22 protein-coding genes, 1 tRNA gene and 1 pseudogene are annotated in these 18432 nt (G+C 61.3%); 7 read left to right on the forward strand and 17 right to left on the reverse strand.

Annotated elements, in window-relative coordinates; translation table 11 throughout:
- Nucleotides 1-38 precede the first annotated feature (38 nt).
- The 4 genes from ACCD05_RS30115 to rsfS form a co-directional block, all read right to left on the reverse strand.
- Nucleotides 39-1361, reverse strand: coding sequence for a S41 family peptidase (locus ACCD05_RS30115; RefSeq protein ID WP_047509025.1), 1323 nt, complete (start codon nt 1359-1361; stop codon nt 39-41).
- Nucleotides 1351-2784 carry a murein hydrolase activator EnvC family protein gene (locus ACCD05_RS30120; protein ID WP_413397235.1) on the reverse strand — a complete coding sequence of 478 codons (1434 nt, stop codon included), beginning with the start codon at nt 2782-2784 and terminating at the stop codon, nt 1351-1353. The genes ACCD05_RS30115 and ACCD05_RS30120 overlap by 11 nt, the downstream gene beginning before the upstream one ends.
- Before the next feature lie 121 nt (nt 2785-2905).
- Nucleotides 2906-3388 (reverse strand): 23S rRNA (pseudouridine(1915)-N(3))-methyltransferase RlmH, encoded by a 483-nt coding sequence (gene rlmH / locus ACCD05_RS30125; protein WP_289730371.1) that lies wholly within the window; start codon nt 3386-3388, stop codon nt 2906-2908.
- Between the two features lie 131 nt (nt 3389-3519).
- Nucleotides 3520-3960 carry a ribosome silencing factor gene (gene rsfS / locus ACCD05_RS30130; protein ID WP_413397237.1) on the reverse strand — a complete coding sequence of 147 codons (441 nt, stop codon included), beginning with the start codon at nt 3958-3960 and terminating at the stop codon, nt 3520-3522.
- Between the two features lie 206 nt (nt 3961-4166).
- Here rsfS and ACCD05_RS30135 point away from each other — a divergent pair, with 206 nt between their 5' ends.
- Entirely contained in the window at nt 4167-4547 is a 381-nt protein-coding gene (locus ACCD05_RS30135) for a winged helix-turn-helix domain-containing protein (protein WP_047509029.1), read from the forward strand.
- Here the strand turns inward: ACCD05_RS30135 and modC are convergent.
- The 7 genes from modC to obgE all read right to left on the reverse strand — a co-directional run bounded on the left by modC (nt 4544) and on the right by obgE (nt 11795).
- The gene (modC, locus tag ACCD05_RS30140; protein ID WP_413397239.1) at nt 4544-5611 is read right to left on the reverse strand and encodes a molybdenum ABC transporter ATP-binding protein; all 1068 of its coding nucleotides are present in this window, start codon (nt 5609-5611) and stop codon (nt 4544-4546) included. The genes ACCD05_RS30135 and modC overlap by 4 nt on opposite strands.
- Entirely contained in the window at nt 5608-6309 is a 702-nt protein-coding gene (gene modB, locus ACCD05_RS30145; protein WP_112982867.1) for a molybdate ABC transporter permease subunit, read from the reverse strand. Before modB ends, modC begins: the two co-directional genes overlap by 4 nt.
- A gap of 74 nt (nt 6310-6383) precedes the next feature.
- Nucleotides 6384-7169: a molybdate ABC transporter substrate-binding protein gene (modA, locus tag ACCD05_RS30150; RefSeq protein ID WP_111562693.1), complete on the reverse strand. Its 786-nt coding sequence runs from the start codon at nt 7167-7169 to the stop codon at nt 6384-6386.
- Between the two features lie 483 nt (nt 7170-7652).
- On the reverse strand, nt 7653-8303 hold the full coding sequence (locus ACCD05_RS30155; protein ID WP_413397242.1) for a nicotinate-nucleotide adenylyltransferase: 651 nt from the start codon (nt 8301-8303) through the stop codon (nt 7653-7655).
- The gene (locus ACCD05_RS30160) at nt 8278-9561 is read right to left on the reverse strand and encodes a glutamate-5-semialdehyde dehydrogenase (protein ID WP_413397244.1); all 1284 of its coding nucleotides are present in this window, start codon (nt 9559-9561) and stop codon (nt 8278-8280) included. The genes ACCD05_RS30155 and ACCD05_RS30160 overlap by 26 nt, the downstream gene beginning before the upstream one ends.
- Nucleotides 9554-10723, reverse strand: coding sequence for a glutamate 5-kinase (proB, locus tag ACCD05_RS30165; RefSeq protein ID WP_413397246.1), 1170 nt, complete (start codon nt 10721-10723; stop codon nt 9554-9556). The genes ACCD05_RS30160 and proB overlap by 8 nt, the downstream gene beginning before the upstream one ends.
- The gene (obgE, locus tag ACCD05_RS30170) at nt 10716-11795 is read right to left on the reverse strand and encodes a GTPase ObgE (RefSeq protein WP_047509043.1); all 1080 of its coding nucleotides are present in this window, start codon (nt 11793-11795) and stop codon (nt 10716-10718) included. Before obgE ends, proB begins: the two co-directional genes overlap by 8 nt.
- Before the next feature lie 79 nt (nt 11796-11874).
- Here obgE and ACCD05_RS30175 point away from each other — a divergent pair, with 79 nt between their 5' ends.
- The gene (locus tag ACCD05_RS30175) at nt 11875-12741 is read left to right on the forward strand and encodes an endonuclease/exonuclease/phosphatase family protein (RefSeq protein WP_413397261.1); all 867 of its coding nucleotides are present in this window, start codon (nt 11875-11877) and stop codon (nt 12739-12741) included.
- Nucleotides 12742-12781: 40 nt separating this feature from the next.
- Here ACCD05_RS30175 and ACCD05_RS30180 read toward each other — a convergent pair whose 3' ends face one another.
- The 4 genes from ACCD05_RS30180 to rplU form a co-directional block, all read right to left on the reverse strand.
- Nucleotides 12782-13369, reverse strand: a complete 588-nt coding sequence (locus ACCD05_RS30180) for a GNAT family N-acetyltransferase (protein ID WP_413397248.1) — start codon at nt 13367-13369, stop codon at nt 12782-12784.
- The gene (locus tag ACCD05_RS30185) at nt 13366-13998 is read right to left on the reverse strand and encodes a GNAT family N-acetyltransferase (RefSeq protein ID WP_413397250.1); all 633 of its coding nucleotides are present in this window, start codon (nt 13996-13998) and stop codon (nt 13366-13368) included. Before ACCD05_RS30185 ends, ACCD05_RS30180 begins: the two co-directional genes overlap by 4 nt.
- A gap of 129 nt (nt 13999-14127) precedes the next feature.
- On the reverse strand, nt 14128-14397 hold the full coding sequence (gene rpmA / locus ACCD05_RS30190; protein ID WP_004127267.1) for a 50S ribosomal protein L27: 270 nt from the start codon (nt 14395-14397) through the stop codon (nt 14128-14130).
- Between the two features lie 34 nt (nt 14398-14431).
- A complete protein-coding gene (gene rplU / locus ACCD05_RS30195; protein WP_018901071.1) occupies nt 14432-14749 on the reverse strand; it encodes a 50S ribosomal protein L21 in 318 nt (105 codons plus the stop codon).
- A 314-nt stretch (nt 14750-15063) separates the two neighbouring features.
- Here rplU and ACCD05_RS30200 point away from each other — a divergent pair.
- Nucleotides 15064-15153, forward strand: a tRNA-Ser gene (locus ACCD05_RS30200).
- A 233-nt stretch (nt 15154-15386) separates the two neighbouring features.
- Here ACCD05_RS30200 and ACCD05_RS30205 read toward each other — a convergent pair.
- Nucleotides 15387-15716, reverse strand: a complete 330-nt coding sequence (locus ACCD05_RS30205; RefSeq protein WP_413397253.1) for a DUF2322 family protein — start codon at nt 15714-15716, stop codon at nt 15387-15389.
- 94 nt (nt 15717-15810) lie between these two features.
- Nucleotides 15811-16092 carry a DUF6074 family protein gene (locus tag ACCD05_RS30210; protein ID WP_413397255.1) on the reverse strand — a complete coding sequence of 94 codons (282 nt, stop codon included), beginning with the start codon at nt 16090-16092 and terminating at the stop codon, nt 15811-15813.
- Nucleotides 16093-16319: 227 nt separating this feature from the next.
- Between ACCD05_RS30210 and ACCD05_RS30215 the strand changes: the two genes are divergently transcribed.
- From ACCD05_RS30215 to ACCD05_RS30230, 4 genes and pseudogenes are all read left to right on the forward strand, one after another.
- On the forward strand, nt 16320-16955 hold the full coding sequence (locus ACCD05_RS30215) for a lysophospholipid acyltransferase family protein (RefSeq protein WP_413397263.1): 636 nt from the start codon (nt 16320-16322) through the stop codon (nt 16953-16955).
- Nucleotides 16952-17902, forward strand: coding sequence for a phosphatidate cytidylyltransferase (locus ACCD05_RS30220; protein ID WP_413397257.1), 951 nt, complete (start codon nt 16952-16954; stop codon nt 17900-17902). The genes ACCD05_RS30215 and ACCD05_RS30220 overlap by 4 nt, the downstream gene beginning before the upstream one ends.
- Complete coding sequence (locus ACCD05_RS30225) at nt 17899-18291, forward strand: hypothetical protein (protein ID WP_413397259.1); 393 nt, start codon at nt 17899-17901, stop codon at nt 18289-18291. Before ACCD05_RS30220 ends, ACCD05_RS30225 begins: the two co-directional genes overlap by 4 nt.
- Nucleotides 18288-18432, forward strand: a pseudogene (locus ACCD05_RS30230) (CDP-alcohol phosphatidyltransferase family protein); the annotation flags it as partial. The gene ACCD05_RS30225 and the pseudogene ACCD05_RS30230, both read left to right, overlap by 4 nt.

The following is an 18432-nucleotide window of genomic DNA, read 5'->3' on the forward strand; positions in this document are numbered from 1 at the left end:
GGCCGGATCCTCATCCGGCCTGACGCCTCATCTGATCGTTACTTGGCGCTGACGGCCTTTTCAGGGTTCGGCGGGAAAGACGGATCCGTCTTTTTGCCGCGCAGAAGGTCGAGTGCGTAGTTGAGCTGCACGTCATCCTTCGGATCCGGCGGCACGTAGGCGACGGAGCCCGAGCCTTCGTCCGTCTCGCTCTGGCCCTTGATGTGGCCGCGCAGTGCGGATTCGCCCTCGGTCACCATCTTGCCCTTCAGATCATCCGGCAGCGGCTCTTCGACCTTGATGTCAGGCGTGATGCCTGTGCCCTGGATCGAGCGGCCCGACGGCGTGTAGTAGAGCGCCGTCGTCAGGCGAAGCGCGCCGTTCTCGCCGAGCGGAATGATGGTCTGGACCGATCCCTTGCCGAAGGAGCGTGTGCCGAGAACCGTGGCGCGACGCAGATCCTGCAGGGCGCCGGCGACGATTTCCGATGCCGAAGCCGAGCCGCCGTTGATCAGAACGATCACAGGCTTTCCATCCGTCAGATCGCCAGGGCCGGCATTGAAGCGGCGGGTTTCGTCCGGATTGCGGCCACGCGTGGAAACCACCTCGCCGCGCTGCAGAAGCGCATCCGATACCTGGATCGCCTGGTCGAGCAGACCGCCCGGGTTGAGGCGCAGGTCGAGCACGTAGCCCTTGAGCTTGTCGGCCGGAACGGTCTTCTTGATCTTCTCGATCGCCTTTTCCATGTCCGGATAAGTCTTCTCGGTGAACGAGATGATACGGAGATACCCGACATCATCCTCTACGCGCGACTTGACCGCCTGCACGGCCACGACATCGCGAACGATCGTCAGCTCGATCGGCTTGTCTGCGCCCTTGCGGATCAGCGTCAGCTTGATCGGGGTGTTGATGGCACCGCGCATCTTCTCGACAGCGTCTTCGAGCTTCAGGCCACGGACGGACTGTCCGTCGATCTCGGAGATATAATCACCTGCGAGAACACCTGCCTTGGCGGCCGGCGTATCGTCGATCGGCGTGATGACCTTCACCAGCTCGTCTTCCATCGTGACTTCGATGCCGAGACCGCCGAACTCGCCCTTGGTCTGGGTCTGCATGTCCGCCGCGTCCTTGGCGTTCATGTAGCTCGAATGCGGATCAAGCGACGAAAGCATGCCGTTGATCGCATTCTCGATCAGCTTGTCCTCGGCCGGCGGCGTCACATACTGGGCGCGAACACGCTCGAACACGTCACCGAAAACGGACAGTTCCTTGTAGGTGGACGCCCCCGCCGCTTCCGCGGGCACACCGGCGGAATAGATGACGCTCATGGCCGTCGCACCCATCAATGCGCCAACCAGAACAAGAGAAGCCCTACGAATCATTGCGTGCCTTTCCGGTGTCTTTGGCGGTCCACCATGGTCGGGAATCGACCGGCTTTCCGTCTTTTCGAAATTCAATGTAAAGCGTTGGTCGGTTTGTTTCCAGCGCCAATGCAGTCGCACTGGCCACTCTTTTCGCACCCATCACCGCAAGCGGTTCGCCGGCGAAAACAAACTTGCCCTGCCGCGCGTTCATGGTCTCCATTCCGGAGAGAACCAGATGATATCCGTCGCCGGCATCGAGAATGATCATCTGCCCGTAGCTGCGAAACGCGCCGGCATAAACGATCAGACCATCCGCCGGTGCGGTGACCACCGTTTCCGGGTTGGTCGCCAGCGTCATACCCATCGCCTCATGGCCTGTTCCATCGGCATCGCCGAACTGGCGCAGGATATCGCCGGCAACCGGCAACTCCAGCTTGGCCTTCAATTCTCCGAACGGATATGCGGGCGCAATGCGGTTTTTATCGGGCACCCCGCTGTCCGCCAAAGCCTTGGCCTGCGCGCGCTGTTCATCCGTCAGCAGCCTGCGATTTTCCTCCGCCTGGCGCGCCGCGGCAGTCGCCTGGCGAACGGATGAAATCTCGCTTTCCATCGACGCCACAAGGCTCTCCAGGCTCGTGGCCTTACCTGCGAGTTCCTCGGAGCGCTGGCGCTCGGCATTGAGCTCGGCTGTATTGCTCCGGCTCAATTTCTCGTTCTCGGCGAGAAGCAAATCCATGCGCCGCTCTTCCTCGAGGCTGTTGGTCATCGTCGTCGTCAAGCCTGCCTTCTCTGCGGCACTTGCGGCCTGCAGCGAGGCCAGGTTGCCGAGATCGGCGGCGAGTTTATCCGTCTCCTTGCGTATGCCGGGAACAACGGCACCGAGCAGGATGGCGCTGCGCACGGAGGCAAGCGCGTCATCCGGCGTTACCAGAAGCGCCGGCGGCGGGTTGCGTCCCATCCGCTGCAGTGCCGCGAGCACCTCGGCCAGCAGCCCGCGCCGTTCGTGTAGCGACTGGCGAACCGCATCTTCCTTCACGCCGAGATCGGCTAGCTTCTTCTCGCTTTCCAGTATCTGCTTTTCCAGCGACTTGCGCCGCGCGGCGGAATCAATAAGCGCCTGGCGAACACTGCTGGTGCTCTTGTCCAGATCCTCGATGCTCTTCTGCAGTTCCGCGACCTTGCTCGAAGAGAGATTGATTGTCTTCGACAGCGCATCCAGCTCGCTGCGCGTCTGGTCGCGCTTCTTTTCCAGTTCGACGGCCGGATCAGGTGCCGCAGCCACAACGGGCGCGTTTGCCGCCTGCGGGTCCGGTTGCGCGGCGGCCGGCTTCTCCTGCGCCAGAGCGGAAACCCACCCGGACACGCCGAGAACCGACGCGGCGAGGCCAGCCACGGCAACCGACAAGATCACATAGTTTCGCTTGGATGCAGGTGTCGGCATGCCGATCGGTAAATCCTCTTAAACCGCGCGAAGATTAAGCTGATTTGACCATCTTTGCCAGAAAGATTGAGGCCTGCCGCCCGATCGCGCAAGACACACCTGCGTGAATGATCGTGAGCGCTCAGACGCGGTGGTAGGGATGGCCAGAGAGGATCGTCACCGCGCGATAAAGCTGCTCGGCGATCAGCGTGCGAACAAGTTGATGCGGCCAGGTCATCTTGCCCAGGCACAGTGTTGCGTCGGCCCGATCGTATAGCGCCGGATCAAGTCCGTCGGCGCCACCGATCGCGATCAACATCTCGCGCTTTCCCTGATCGCGGTAATTGCCGAGAAGAGTGGCGAAGCCTTCGCTGTCGAGCGCCTTGCCGCGCTCGTCGAGGAGAATGAGGATACTGCCGTCCGCAAGCGACTTCTGAAGCATGCCCGCTTCCTCGCGCTTGCGCGTATCGGCATTGGAAGCGCGACTTTCGGCGACTTCGACAACGCGGGAAAATTCGAGGCCGATGGCGGGACCGGCCTTCGCAAAGCGGTCGAAATAACGCGCCGCAAGATCCTTCTCCGGGCCGGATTTGAGCCGCCCCACGGCAAAAAGACCAACGCGCATGTGTCCGCTCCTGCTATCAGGCTTTTCGCGACTCAAAGATGCCGCAGGCCGGGGCTAAAGCACCGCCGGCCCAATCAGAGCCATCTATCAGGCGCCGGACGCAGCGTCCAGACAGCCTGCCGGCTGGAGTATCAGTGCAGCGTCTCGTCCAGATCGGGAGCCTGCCACATCTTTTCGATGTTGTAGAACTCGCGAATTTCGGGACGGAAGACATGCACGATAACATCGCCGGTATCGATCAGGATCCAATCGCCGGCATCCTGGCCTTCGACTCGGGCGGAGTCGAAGCCCTCATCCTTGAGGTCGCTGAGCAGGTGGTCGGCAATTGCCATGACATGGCGGCTCGAGCGGCCCGATACCACGACCATGAAGTCGCCGAGCGCCGATTTTCCGGCAATGTCGATGGAAACGATATCTTCAGCTTTGGAGTCCTCGAGGCTGACGAGGACGGTGTGCAGGGCGCGGGCAGCGGCATCAACGCCACGTTCCGGGCTCTTCGGGACAACGACTTTCGTGCTTCCCTTTGCGTGTACTGTTGTCAGTGCTTTCCCTTTCTCGGAATGACAAAGCATGCACATCACTGATTTGGCGAACCAAATCATGGTTAAGATAGGCACCGAACCATAAATGTTTCAAGACGCCCGCGATCACAAAGCATGAATGCCGGATTTGGCGCGGCAGCAACGGATGGCTCAGCCTCAAGTGCATCCTGCGGGGCTGTGTACAGTTGCTGTCGCCCTCAGTAAAGTGATGCTTCGTCCCAGTGCGAAGATTGCAAATGAAAAACACCTTAGAAAACACGCTTGTCCCGGTCCTTCGCATCAGCTTCCCGCATGAAGACCGCCTTGGGCACGGCAAGATGGAACTGCTGGAGCACATCAAGGAGACCGGCTCGATCTCCGCCGGCGGCCGTGCGATGGACATGTCCTATCGGCGCGCCTGGCTGCTGGTCAGCGAAATGAACCGGATGTTCAAGCATCCGGTCGTGGAATCGCAGCGAGGCGGCCAGAAGGGTGGCGGCGCGGCGTTGACTGAATTCGGCGAGGAACTGCTGGCGCGTTTTCGGCAGATGGAGCAAACGATCCGGGTGACCCTGGCTGACGACCTCGCCTGGCTGGAGAGCAACCGCTTGCTCGATGGCGCCGAGCCAACAGCCTAAGGCTCCAGCGCAACCGTCTTGATGATGGCGAACACCGGCATGCCCTCGCGCAACGCCATGCGCTCCGCCGAGAAACTGGTGATCCGCGACAGGATCGCGTCACCGCCGCAATCGACCGTCACGTCTACCGTCGCATCGTCGGACGGTGTCGCTGCCAGGATCGTACCTTCAAGCACGTTGAGCGCGCTGAGGCCATTCGGCCGTTCGGTGGCGAGCATCACATCGCGAGAGGGAATACGGACACGCACTGCCTTGCCCGGCGCAAGACCGGCATCTGGCACATGCAGCCGCACGGTCGCCATCGCAACGGTGGCGAGGTGATGCCGCCCGTCCACGGCTTCCACACGCCCCTGCAATAGGGCGCCCGCCTCGCGCCGATCGAGCGACGCAGCCGGCAGGCTGAGTACCTCTGTTGCCGCGCCAATCGCCTTCACCCGGCCGTCCTGCATGACGACGACCTGATCGGCAAGCCGCGCCACCTCCGCCACCGAATGGCTGACATAGACGATCGGAATATCCATCTCGTCGCGCAGACGCTCAAGGAACGGCATCACCTCGGCCTTGCGCGCTTCGTCGAGAGCGGCAAGTGGCTCATCCATGAGAAGCAGGCGCGGCGATGACAGAAGCGCGCGGCCGATCGCCACCCGCTGCTTTTCGCCGCCGGACAGGTGCTCAGGGCTGCGGCCGAGCAGCCTCTCTATATCGAGCAGGCCGACGATCCGCTCAAAGCTCTCCCGTGGCGCCCCCTTCGGCGCGAACCAGCGACCGTAGGTCAGGTTCTGGCGCACGGTCAGATGCGGGAAAAGCCGTGCTTCCTGAAACACATAGCCAAACCGCCGGCGATGCTTGGCCACGAAAATGCGCTTGGCGGTATCGGTTAGGATCTCGCCGTCGAGACTGATTTGCCCCTCGTCGGGGCGTGTAAGCCCCGCGATCATCCGGATCATCGAGGTCTTTCCAGAGCCCGAACGGCCGAACAGCGCGGTGATCCCGCGTTCCGACGTGAACCCCGCCTCAAGCGAGAACGCGTCGAACCGATGCTTTGCCTGGACAACGAGCGTCATTGCGGATCGATCCTCCGCCCAATGAGACGTGACAGAAATTCGGATGCGAGCAACGCGGCCATGGAAATGACGACAGCCACGAGTGTCAGCCGCAACGCGCCTGCGTCTCCGCCCGGAACCTGCGTGAAGGAATAGATCGCGGCCGACAGCGTCTGCGTCTCGCCGGGGATATTGGAAACGAAGGTGATCGTCGCGCCGAACTCGCCCATGGCCTTGGCGAAGGCCAGGATCATGCCGGCGATGATGCCGGGCAGGGTGAGGGGCAGCGTCACCGTCAGGAAAACCCAGAACGGGCTGGCGCCGAGCGTGCCGGCGGCTTCTTCAAGTTTGCGGTCGATCGCCTCGATGGAAAGGCGGATGCTGCGCACCATCAGCGGAAACGCCATCACGGCGCAGGCAAGGGCCGCCCCCGTCCACCGGAAGGAGAAGACGATTCCGAAATATTGATCGAGAAAGGCGCCGATCACCCCGCGCCGGCCAAACAGCACGAGAAGGATGAAACCGGTAACGACAGGCGGCAGGATGAGCGGCAAATGCACGATGCCGTTGAGAACGGATTTGCCCCAGAAGCGTCCCCGCGCCAGAAGCAGCGCGACACCGATGCCGAAGGGCAGGCTTGCCAGCATCGCGACGACAGACACCCGCAGGCTGAGCATAATCGCCGTCCATTCGTCACTGCTCAGACCAAGTGCTTCCAAATGCAATGCTCCTGAAAAAACGAAGGCCCACCGTGGCGGGCCTTCAAGCTAGGCAGTTGCGTATAAAACCGCAATTATTTCAGGATGGTGAAGCCCTGTTCGGTAAAGAAGTGCGCAGCCTTCTCCGACTTCAGGAAGTCGAGATAGGCGGCCGTATCGGCATTCTTGCTCTCGGACAGGATGGCGATCGGATAGGTGATCGGCGGGTGCGAATCGGCGGGGAAGGTGCCGGCAACGGCAACGCCCGGATCGGCGTTCACGTCGGTCCGGTAAACGATGCCGAACGGCGCTTCGCCGCGCGAGACCAGCGCCAGCGCCGCGCGCACGCTTTCAGCGCCTGCGACCTTGCCTTCGACCGACGACCAGACGCCGAGCTTTTCAAGCGCCGCCTTGCCGTACTTGCCGGCTGGTACCGACTTGACTTCGCCCATGGCGAGCTTCCCGTCGCCGAGCAGGCCGGCGAGATCGAAGCCCTGCTTGATATCGACAGGCTTGACCTTGTCCTTGGCGGCAACGAGCACGATGCTGTTGCCGAGCAGGTTGGAGCGGGTGTCCGCCTTGATCAGGTTCTTCTTGGCGAGATAGTCCATCCAGTCGAGGTCGGCCGAGATGAACACATCCGCCGGCGCGCCGCCTTCGATCTGCTTTGCCAGAGCGGAACTCGCCGCATAGGAGACGACAGCTTCCTTGCCGCTTTCCTTGGCCCATTCCGCATTGGCCGCATCAAGCGCATTCTTCATGCTCGCGGCGGCAAAGACCGTAACCTTTTCAGCGGCAACGGCTGTGCCGGCGGTTGCGCCAAGCCAGATCGCGGAGACCGCGACAGCTGCAAATTTCACCCATTGACGACGATTGTGCATATTGTTTCCCCAACACTTCGAGATGTCTGGAGAGATATAACGGAACCCAGCCATTGACCAGCGCTATATTCAGCTGAACGCAACGCATCGCGTAACACTTGATGAAGATAGCTTCACGTGTTCGTGAATCATGACGGAAACGCCGCTGCGGCGCAGCATAGGTGGCTGGTACCGACCAGCAATGAACGGCTAAGCGACGCCAAAACAAAAGAATTTGCCGGAAAATGCCGACAAATTGAGCACAGCAATGGGTGCGACACTTAAACACATGTCAGAAATGCATTGCTGCGATGCACCAATTTCGCTTTTCTTTCTGTGATACTCATCATACAACCTCCTCATCGGACAGCGATCTCCTCCTCCCAAGCTGTCCGATAACGGATCGGCAACACTCCTCCTCCCAGTTGCCGGTCAAGTTTTAAGCCCGACGGATCCTCCCCCGTCGGGCTTTTCATTTTCCAGCTTGATATTGAGAGAAATGAGCTAAGCGCCGTTTTGCGCGCGGATCGCTGTCGAGCTCAGTCGCGATCTCGGCCCGTGGATGAATGTCCAGGCCGGCGCCGGCTTCTTCCAGAGCGCTCGTGAGTCGTCCTCGTCAATGCGCGCGAAGTCGAAGGTCTTGGCCATTTTCGAAGACAGGAACGAAAGCGTTGCACCCGGCCGGTCGATGACCGCGATTGGGAACATGCGGGCGATATCCTGCCACCGCTGCCACCGATGAAACGTCTTCAGACTATCGGCGCCCATGATCCAGATGAAATGCACATGCGGATTGCTGATCTTGATCCGCGCCAGCGTTTCAGCAGTAAACGTCGTGCCGAATTTCTTCTCGAACGCGGTGACCTTGATCGCTGGATGCTTGGCAAGCTTTCCGCTGAGCCGCACCCGCTCCGCCAGCGGCAAAAGCTGGCTCGGATCCTTTAAGGGGTTGCCGGGAGTGACCATCCACCACAGCTGATCGAGACCAAGCCGCTTGATGGCAATCTCCGCCACCAGCGCATGGCCCTGGTGCGGAGGATTGAAGGAACCGCCGAACAGACCGACCACCATGCCCCGCTCGGCATGCGGCACGCGAAGATAGCGTCGGTCCAATTCGTCGTTGATCACATCAGGTCCGGACTTGGCCGGTGCCATGCACGCGGTATTTGAACGAAGTCAGCTGCTCGACGCCGACAGGGCCTCGCGCATGCATCTTGCCGGTGGCGATACCGATCTCCGCACCCATGCCGAACTCGCCACCATCGGCAAACTGCGTCGAGGCATTATGGAGCAGGATGGCGGAATCGACCTCGGTGAAGAAGCGTTCCACCACGGCCGGGTCTTCGGCGATCACCGCTTCGGTGTGGTTCGACGAATAGGTCTGGATATGCTTGATCGCACCATCGATGCCATCGACGACAGCGACCGAGACGATCGCGTCGAGATATTCCGTGGACCAGTCTTCCTCGGTCGCCGCCTTCGTTCCCGGCGCCGCCTTCACGACGCTCGAGGATCCACGAACTTCGCAACCGGCACCCGTGAGAACCTCGAGTAGTGGTACGAGGTGCGTGTCGCTGACGGCGCTATCGACCAGAATAGTCTCGACCGCGCCGCAAATCCCCGTCCGGCGCATCTTCGCGTTGACGACGATCTCCTTGGCCATGTCGAGATCGGCGGATGCATCGACATAGATATGGCAGAGCCCTTCCAGATGCGCGAAGACGGGCACCCGGGCTTCATTCTGCACACGCGCGACAAGGCTCTTGCCGCCACGAGGAATGATCACGTCGATCGCTCCATCCAATCCACGCAACATGGCGCCGACGGCCGCGCGATCCGTGGTCGGAACGAGCTGGATAGCGTGCTCTGGGAGCCCGGCCGCCTTCAGGCCGCGTACCATGCATTCATAGATAGCCTGCGATGAACGACGCGAATCCGAGCCGCAGCGCAGGATGACGGCATTGCCAGCCTTGACGCAGAGCGCCCCGGCATCCGCAGTCACATTCGGGCGGCTTTCGAAGATAACGCCGATCACGCCAAGCGGCGTGCGCACGCGCTCGATCTTCAGGCCGTTCGGGCGATCCCAGGCGCTGACCACCTCGCCAACAGGGTCCTTCAGCGCGGCGATCGCGCGAATGCCATCGGCCATCTCCGCGACGCGCTTTTCGGTGAGCGTCAGCCGGTCGATGAAAGAGGGCAGCATGTCGGAGCCCGCGGCATCCTCGAGATCCCGCGCGTTTTCAGCGAGGATCTGGTCCTTGTCCGCCAGGATCGCATCAGCCATGGCATTCAGAGCAGCGTTCTTGGCGTCGGTAGAGGCGAAGGCCAACGGTCGTGCGGCAGCCTTGGCCTTGCGGCCGATGTCATTCATCAGCGCGTCAATGTCAGGGCTTTGCACGACTGTATCAAGCATGGGCGGCGTCCTTCTTCTGCCTTTCCGATTTCGAATTGATTTGAGAGGTCATGACCATGTCGTCGCGATGGATCATCGCCGCGCGCCCGGCATAGCCGAGAATGGCCTCGATCTCGCTGGACTTGCGACCGGTGATCTGGCGCGCTTCATCGGCGTCATAGCCCGCCAATCCGCGCGCGATCTCCCGGCCATTGGGCCCGATGATCGCCACCGTATCGCCACGGCTGAATACGCCGACAACCTTGCGGACTCCCGCGGGCAACAGGCTCTTTCCGCCGCCCAGCGCCGTCACCGCGCCGTCATCGACATGAAGCTCTCCGGCCGGCTGCAGCTGACCGGCGATCCAGGTCTTGCGTGCAGTCACGGGCGTACCCGAAGGCGCGAACCAGGAGGACCGCGCGCCGTTTTCGATTGCAGAGAGCGGGCTGTCGGTCTCGCCGGAAGCGATGATCATCGCGCAGCCGGAGGTCGTCGCGATCTTGCCGGCATCGATCTTGGTACGCATGCCGCCACGCGACAACTCGGATGCGGCGCCGCCGGCCATCGCCTCGATTTCAGGCGTGATCTCGGCGATCGTTTCCAGGAACTGCGCATCCGGGTCGAGATGCGGCGGAGCGGTATAGAGGCCGTCGATATCGGAGAGCAGGATCAGGAGATCCGCGCCCGCCATCGTCGCGACACGCGCCGCGAGGCGATCATTGTCGCCATAACGGATTTCGCTGGTGGCAACGGTATCGTTCTCGTTGATGATGGGAACGGCGCCGATCTTCAGGAGCTGGTTGATCGTCGCGCGCGCATTGAGATAGCGGCGGCGCTCTTCCGTATCGCCAAGCGTCAGCAGGATCTGGCCGGCGACGATGCTGTCCCGCGACAGGCTCTCTGACCAATCGCGCGCAAGCGCGATCTGGCCGACCGCGGCTGCGGCCTGGCTTTCCTCGAGCTTCAACGCGCCCGAGGGCAGATCGAGAACCGAGCGCCCAAGCGCGATGGCGCCCGAGGACACAACGAGCACATCGACGCCCTTGTTTTTCAACTTCGCGATATCGGCGCACATCGCGTCCAGCCAGCTCTTCTTCAGGCCGGTTTTCCGGTCGACGAGCAGCGCGGAGCCGATCTTGATAACGATGCGCCGGTAGCTACCGAGCGCCTTCTGCCTAGTCATTGGCCTCGTCCTCGTCGGCGATCACATCGCGATGACGCACCTTCAAAGCTTTGGCCGGCTTCTCGGCAATGTTGGCCTCTGCATTGGCCTCGACGATGATATCGCGCAGCGCGCGCAACACCTCGGTCATGCCCATGCCCGTTGCCGCAGAGATCTGGAAGGGCGTGCTGCCGCAGGCCTTGGCCAGTTCCTTGGTCTTCTTCGTCAGCGTCGCCTTGTCGAGAACGTCGATCTGCGACAGCGCCACGATCTCCGGCTTGTCGCCGATCTCGTCGCTATAGGCCCTGAGCTCGTGCTTGACCGTCTTGTAGGCCTTGCCGACATTCTCTTCCTGCGCGGAAACGAGATGCAGCAGAACGCGCGTGCGCTCGACATGGCCGAGGAACCGGTCACCGATGCCGACACCCTCATGCGCGCCTTCGATCAGGCCGGGAATGTCGGCGAGAATGAATTCGCGCTCATCGATCGTCGCAACACCAAGATTGGGGTGCAGCGTCGTGAACGGATAATTGGCGATCTTGGGGCGTGCGCGGGTAACCGCCGCGAGGAACGTCGACTTGCCGGCATTCGGCAGACCGACCAGGCCGGCATCGGCGATCAGCTTCAGACGCAGCCAGATCGTCTTTTCCTCGCCCTCGAGGCCAGGATTGGCCCAATCGGGCGCCTGGTTGACCGAGGTCTTGAAGTGCGCGTTGCCGAAACCGCCATTGCCACCACGGGCGAGGCAATAGCGCTGCCCCTCTTCCGTCAGGTCGCAGATCAGCGTTTCCTGGTCTTCCTCGAAGATCTGGGTGCCGACAGGCACCTTCAGCGTCACGTGCTCGCCATTGGCGCCGGTGCGGTTACGGCCCATGCCGTGCGTGCCGATCGTCGCCTTGAAGTGCTGCTGGAAGCGAAAATCGATCAGCGTGTTGAGACCATTGACGGTCTCCACCCACACGTCACCACCGCGTCCGCCGTCACCGCCGTCAGGCCCGCCGAACTCGATGAACTTCTCGCGCCGGAACGACACGGCACCCGCGCCGCCGCTGCCGGATTTGATATAGACCTTTGCTTCATCGAGAAATTTCATTTTACTTCCATCATTCGGTGTCATTGGACGCCCGTCTTGGCCTGATCGATATAGGCCGTTCAGCCGGAGGTCAAAGATTATCGTTAGGTTTGCGAGCTATAACATACAGTACGGCTTCGGTCTCGACGGCACGTACGATCTGAAACGAATCGCCGACAGTCTTGCCGGCGCGGATGTCATCGCGCTCCAGGAAGTCACCCGCGGCTTCGCGCGAAACCGATATGCCGACATGGTGGCCGATCTTAGCGCTCTGTTTCCCGACCATTTCTGGGTCTATGGACCTGGCTGCGACCTGCATGTCGCCGAGATCGACGGCCAACCCGCGCTGCGCGGCATGCGCATGCAGTTCGGCAACATGGTCCTGTCGCGCTGGCCGATCCTGTCGACCCGCACGCTGCTTTTGCCGCGCAGCAGGACGCTCACCAAGCTCAATCTGCAACGCAGCGCCACCGAGGCTGTCATCGACCTTCCCGGCGGCGCGGTGCGCGTTTATTCCGTCCATCTCGATCACGTCTCCAGCGACGAACGCATCCGCCAACTCGCGCACCTCAATGAGCGTATCAACGCCTTCACCCATGAAGGCGGATCGCTGACCGGCGCCCGCGAGTTCGAGATCGAGGAGCTTCCGCTGCCCGAAAACTACCTCGTCATGGGCGACTTCAACATGCTGCCGGAATCGCCCGAATACTGCGCTTTCGCGGGCCGAAAGGACGGATATTACGGACGCACGACGCGCATCGGCACGCCTGTCGACGCGTTCGAGGCGCTCAGCGCCTATCAGCCCGACAGCTACAGCTGGATGGATCCCACAAATCATGGCAAGCGCATGCATCTCGATTACGTCTTCGTCAGTTCTGGCCTCGAAAGCCGGCTAATATCCGCACGGATCGACACCTCGGCCATGGGATCCGATCACTTCCCCGTTTGGGTCGAGATCGACAATTGAAGAAGGCGCCCCGATGAGTGTGGGGCGCCTTCATGCTTCATCAGACGCTCTTGCTCTGCTGCAATGCGCCGGGCTTCAGCATGGTTTCGACATGCGTGACCATCGTGTTGCGCGCGAAGCTGAAGACCTCGCTGCAACCGGTCATGCGGAAGCCGAGCTTTTCCTGCAGTCTCAGCGACGCCGGATTGTCGGCGAAGACACCGGAATGCACGACGGTCTCGGGCATGCGCCGCGAAAAGCGCTCGAGCGTGGCGGAAACCGCCTCGCTCATATAGCCGCGCCGCCAGTAGTAGCGGTTCAGCCAGTAGCCGAGATGCCAGCGGCCATGACGAAGCTCGATCGACACCACGCCGATATGCGCGTCGTCACCATTGGTGATCGCCATCTGCCAGTCCGGCAGCCGGCCGGCCGTGACCGGCACCAGCCAGTCGAGCGCATCCTGCCGGTCGTAGGGTGCGGGCACCCGTGCCAGCATCCGCGTCACCGCGAAATCGGACAGCGATTCCGCGATCGCATCGGCATCGCTCAGCCGATGCGCCCGCAGGAAAAGCCGCTCGGTCTTGATGTCGGGCTGCGAACCGGCGGTGGCGACCTGGGGTCTTGGCCTTTCCAGGCTGAGCGCGCTCATAATACGCTCCCCCAGCTTCTCAGCGACATCCAGGTCTTGCGGTCGAGCCTGTACCATTCGACCGGCACGTTGCTCCCAAGCGCCAGCGAAGCGGCAAGCCCCGATCCCTGGAACTGGAAGCCGCACTTCTGGATGACACGCCGCGAGGCGACGTTCATCACCCGGCAACGGGCATCGATCTGATCGACATCCTCGCGGGTGCGGAACACCATGTCGACAAGCGCATGGCAGGCCTCGGTCATGAAGCCCTGGTTCCAGTAGGGCTCGCCCAGCCAGTAACCGATCTCGACGGTGCGACCATCAAGATGCGGTTCGACCCCGCAGCAACCGATAAAGGCGCCGTTTTCGGCTTTGGTGATCGCATAGACGCACTTGCCAATCTCGCCATTTTTCGTGCGTCGCACGAAGTCGGCGGCATCATTGGCCGTATACGGGTGCGGCATGCGCGACACCATTGTGGCGACTTTGGCGTTGTTGGCGAGATGGGCAAGGGCGTCGATGTCTTCTTCGTGGGGCGCGCGCATGACGAGCCTTTCCGACAGTAAGACAGGGCAATCGGTCCTTAACCGCTCCGGCCGCAGCCGTTCTTCGGGAGACCTTTGGTCTCTCCGTAACAATTCGACTTGCATGGTTCAGTCCTCCTTGAGGGTAAAGAAAAAGGGGAGATGGGTGGTGCCCCATCTCCCCTTTTGTCTTGACTGAACCTGATACGCTCAGCCGGGTCGATGAGACACCGGCTGCTATAAAGCGCTACCGGCTTATTCCGCTGCTTCCGCTTTCGGCATCACGGATACGTATACGCGGCCGTTGGCCTTCGTACGGTAGTTCACATTGCCGGCGGTGAGAGCAAAGATCGTGTGATCCTTGCCGAGGCCGACGTTGGAACCCGGGTGCCACTGCGTACCGCGCTGACGCACGATAATGTTGCCTGCGATGACGGCTTCGCCGCCGAACTTCTTCACGCCAAGGCGCTTGGATTCAGAATCGCGACCGTTGCGCGACGAACCGCCAGCTTTTTTGTGTGCCATTGGAGTTCTCCTTTAAACCTTAAGTCCCGTGATCTTACTTAGCAGCCACGATGTCCGTGATACGGACAACGGTGTGGTGCTGGCGATGGCCGCGCGAGCGCTTCGAGTTCTGACGACGGCGCTTCTTGAAGGCGATGACCTTCTTGCCGCGGTTGTGCTCGACGACTTCGGCCTTGACGGACGCGCCCTTGACGAAGGGAGCACCGATCGCGGCATCGGCGCCTTCGCCGATTACGAGGACTTCGGTGAATTCGATCGATTCGCCAGCGGTGACTTCAAGCTTCTCGATGGTCAGCACGTCGTTTGCTGCCACACGGTACTGCTTACCGCCGGTCTTGATGACTGCGAACATTTTTTATCCTTTCATGTTCGTTCCGGCTCGACCCGCATCAAACAGGTGGCCGTCTTTTTATCAGTCTATGTTAAGCAGGGATTTCAGGGCTTTTGCCCAGGAACTCTGGCTGCCGGTGATGCCCCACGCGGGCGCGGGACGGACAAGGCGCGGACTTATCCACACCTATTGGGTTGCGCAGATACGCGAGCATAAAAAAACTGTCAAGGTAAAAGGATGACAAAAGGATGAAATGGCTTGAGATTACGACTTGCCAGCCCGCCAAACTCTCGCTATGAGACAGCCCGCGCCGAACAAGCGCCGACCAACGAAGCGGAGAGGTGGCTGAGTGGTCGAAAGCACCGCACTCGAAATGCGGCATACGGGCAACCGTATCGTGGGTTCGAATCCCACCCTCTCCGCCATATTCCCTTTGTCCGACCTGGACACATAGGTAACAATCCGCCTCCAAGACATAGTGACGCCCTCGTGCCGAACGCGGTTGTCCGTTGTTCGCAACTTCCTCCGTTCGAGGTCGATATTTCCGAAATCAAATCACAGGAAGCTGGCGAGCCAAAGCCGATGTCGTCGACCCTGCGTGCTTCATCAGCTCGTCGATGCCCTCGTTAAACTCACAGCCTGCACTGTGCGGCGCTTGTCACCGAGCAACAAGCTCGATGCCCAACGGCGCAGCGCCGCCGATGATATGGAGCAAGCGGTCGATGTTGGGATGGGCGCCGGGGCGGGTTTTGGCGTCGGCGGTGTGCTCGGCGAAAAGGTCGAGGGCGTAAGTCGCGGCTTGCTTGTCGAGGATGCCGAAACATTGCTGCAGATATTGATAGACCGCGAGCGAACCCTGTTTGCCCGGCTGGTTTTCGATCGTCGCGACAATGACGCCGGCCAGGTCGGTAAGGTCTATGCGAGCAAGGCCTTCGACTGAGGGCAGCAGTTGCAGATTGTCCTTGAACGAAGCCGTAGGCTGGATCATCGCGTATTCCTTTTCGCGTGGCGGGTTGGCCTTGCGTCTAGCAGCTTAGGCTCCATATCGCCATGGCCCAGAACAAGGCCTATGCCCCGCCCGCTTACCGCTTCAGCGCGCGACCGCTGCGGCTTTGCGAAATCGCGCGCGACTGCGAGCGCTGCACCAGGGCCTGCTGCACCTCGACCTGGAAAACCATCACCTGATGGCGAACTTCGGCCTCCGGCAGGCCGAGCGATTCGAGTTCGCTCGCCAAGCGCCGGCATTCGGTCTTCCAGTATTGAACGGCATCGGCACCATGCAGGCGCTCGAGTTCGGCGGCGCTGCGATCGATGTCGCCGGCACGCGAGGCCACAGGAAAAAGGACGATTTCACTTGTGGTCATGGCCTTCAAACTCTTGCTTGTGTTTACCGACATCGATTCGTTCCGTTGTGTTCGACACCATTCCTACCGAAGCATGGTTAACGCTTTCCTCCACCATCTCGCGCCTTGTGCCGGGATGACCGCAACCAGCCGACGGTTGCGCGAAGCCGAGGGCTTTTGATCCGCCATAAACAAGGCTACACATCTTATATGTGTCAGGTGGATGGGGGATCGATTTGGTACGGAAGATGATCGCGGGACCGGTGGCGACGGCCATCGTTCTGTTTGCGCGTGCCATAACGGCCGTGCGCGCCATTTGGACAAGCGACGGCCCGACAACGGACACCTGCATCTATTTCGCCAATCATTCGAGCCATGGCGATTTCATTCTGGTCTGGGCCGTTCTGCCGCCCCGCCTGCGCCGGTCCACACGCCCGGTGGCGGGGGCTGAATACTGGCTGAAATCCGCGACCACGCGCTTCATCGGCAGCGACGTCTTCGACGCCGTGCTGATCGAACGCGAGCGCGACAAACGGACAAGCGATCCGATCGAGGTTATGGCGAATGCGCTGGATGCCGGTTCGTCGCTCATTCTCTTTCCCGAGGGAACGCGCAATCTGACGGACGCATCGCTGCTGCCGTTCAAGAGCGGGCTTTTCCATCTCGCGTCAGCACGGCCGGATATCCGCCTCGTGCCCGTCTGGATCAACAATCTCAACCGCGTCATGCCGAAGGGCGAGATCGTCCCGATCCCGCTGATCTGCACCGTGACCTTCGGAGAGCCGATGCACATGCATCCGGCCGAAGACAAGCAGGTCTTTCTTGATCGGGCGCGGACGGCCCTTCTCGATCTCTCTCCAAAACAGCCAGGCGGTAGCGAATGAATACGGCGAACTCCGACCTCCTCACGCTCGTGCTCGGCATCCTCGCGGTGCTCGTCGTTGCGTCCGCGATCGGCTATGTGCTGCAGCGCCGCCTCTCGCCCGATGGCGCCAATGCCTCGATCGAGAACCTCAACGCGCGCATCAAGGCCTGGTGGGTGATGGCGATCCTGATCGGCATCGCTTTCATGATCGGCCGAGTCGGCATCCTTGTGCTCTTCGGCTTCTGCTCGTTCGCGGCGCTGCGCGAGTTCATCACGCTGACTCACACCAAACGCGCCGATCACTGGGCGCTGGCGACCGCCTTCTTCGTCGTGCTGCCGCTGCAGTATTTTCTGCTCTGGACGAAGCAATACGGCATCTTCGCGATTTTCATTCCCGTTTATGCCTTCCTGTTGACGCCGATCATTTCGGTGCTGCGTGGCGACACCGAGCGCTTTCTCGATCGGATCGCGGAGGTGCAATGGGCGCTGATGATCTGCGTCTTCTGCGCCTCCCACGTGCCGGCGCTGCTGACGCTCGATATTCCGGGCTATGAGGGCCGCAATGTGCTGCTCATCGCCTTTCTGGTCATCATCGTGCAGCTGAGCGACGTGCTCCAATATGTCTGGGGCAAGCTCTTCGGCCGCACCAAGATCGCGCCGAAGCTGTCGCCTTCCAAGACTGTCGAGGGCTTTGTCGGCGGCGTTGCCAGCGCCACGCTGATCGGCGCCGGCCTCTGGTGGATCACGCCGTTCACGCCATTCCAGGCCGGGTTGCTGGCCTTCGTCATCACTATGATGGGCTTCTTCGGCGGGCTGGTGATGTCGGCGATCAAGCGAGACCGCGGCGTCAAGGATTGGGGCAACCTGATCGAGGGCCATGGCGGCCTGATCGACCGGCTCGATTCCGTCGTCTTTTCCGCCCCGATCTTCTTCCATCTTGTCCGCTACTGGTGGTCGGCCACATGACGACTAGGCTGCGGCGCATCGCGGGCAACAGCATCACCCATGTCGCATTCGCCTTCTGCGCGATGGGCGGATGGGCGATGTTTGCAAACCGGGAATACCCGCCCGGCCGCGTCCTGCTTGCCGGTCTCGTCCAGGGCGCATTGTCCGCCTGCCTGACGCTGTTTCTCAAGACTGCGGTCGAGCAACTGTCACGCCGGATGAATGGAACGCAAGCCCTTTGGGCGCCGCCGCTGATCGCCTGCCTGGCATCCAGTGCCATTCTCGCAACGATCCACGCGCTGAGCGGCACGCCCGAAATTCTAAAGACGATCGCGCTGCCGCTGGCCGTTTCGACCAGCTACGCGGCGATCTACAATTATTCACTGTACCGGAAGGGGGAGCGGGCATGACCGAAACAGGTGACCGCAGGCCGTTGGCGAGCCGCGACACACACTGGGCACGCTCGATCGCGCAATGGCTGGCGTCGAAATCAATCACGCCCAACCAGATCTCGCAGGCGAGCATGATCGCAGCTGCACTCGCCGGCGGCG

This window comes from Rhizobium sp. Rhizsp42 (genome assembly GCF_047304155.1).
In the GTDB taxonomy this organism is placed as follows: domain Bacteria; phylum Pseudomonadota; class Alphaproteobacteria; order Rhizobiales; family Rhizobiaceae; genus Rhizobium.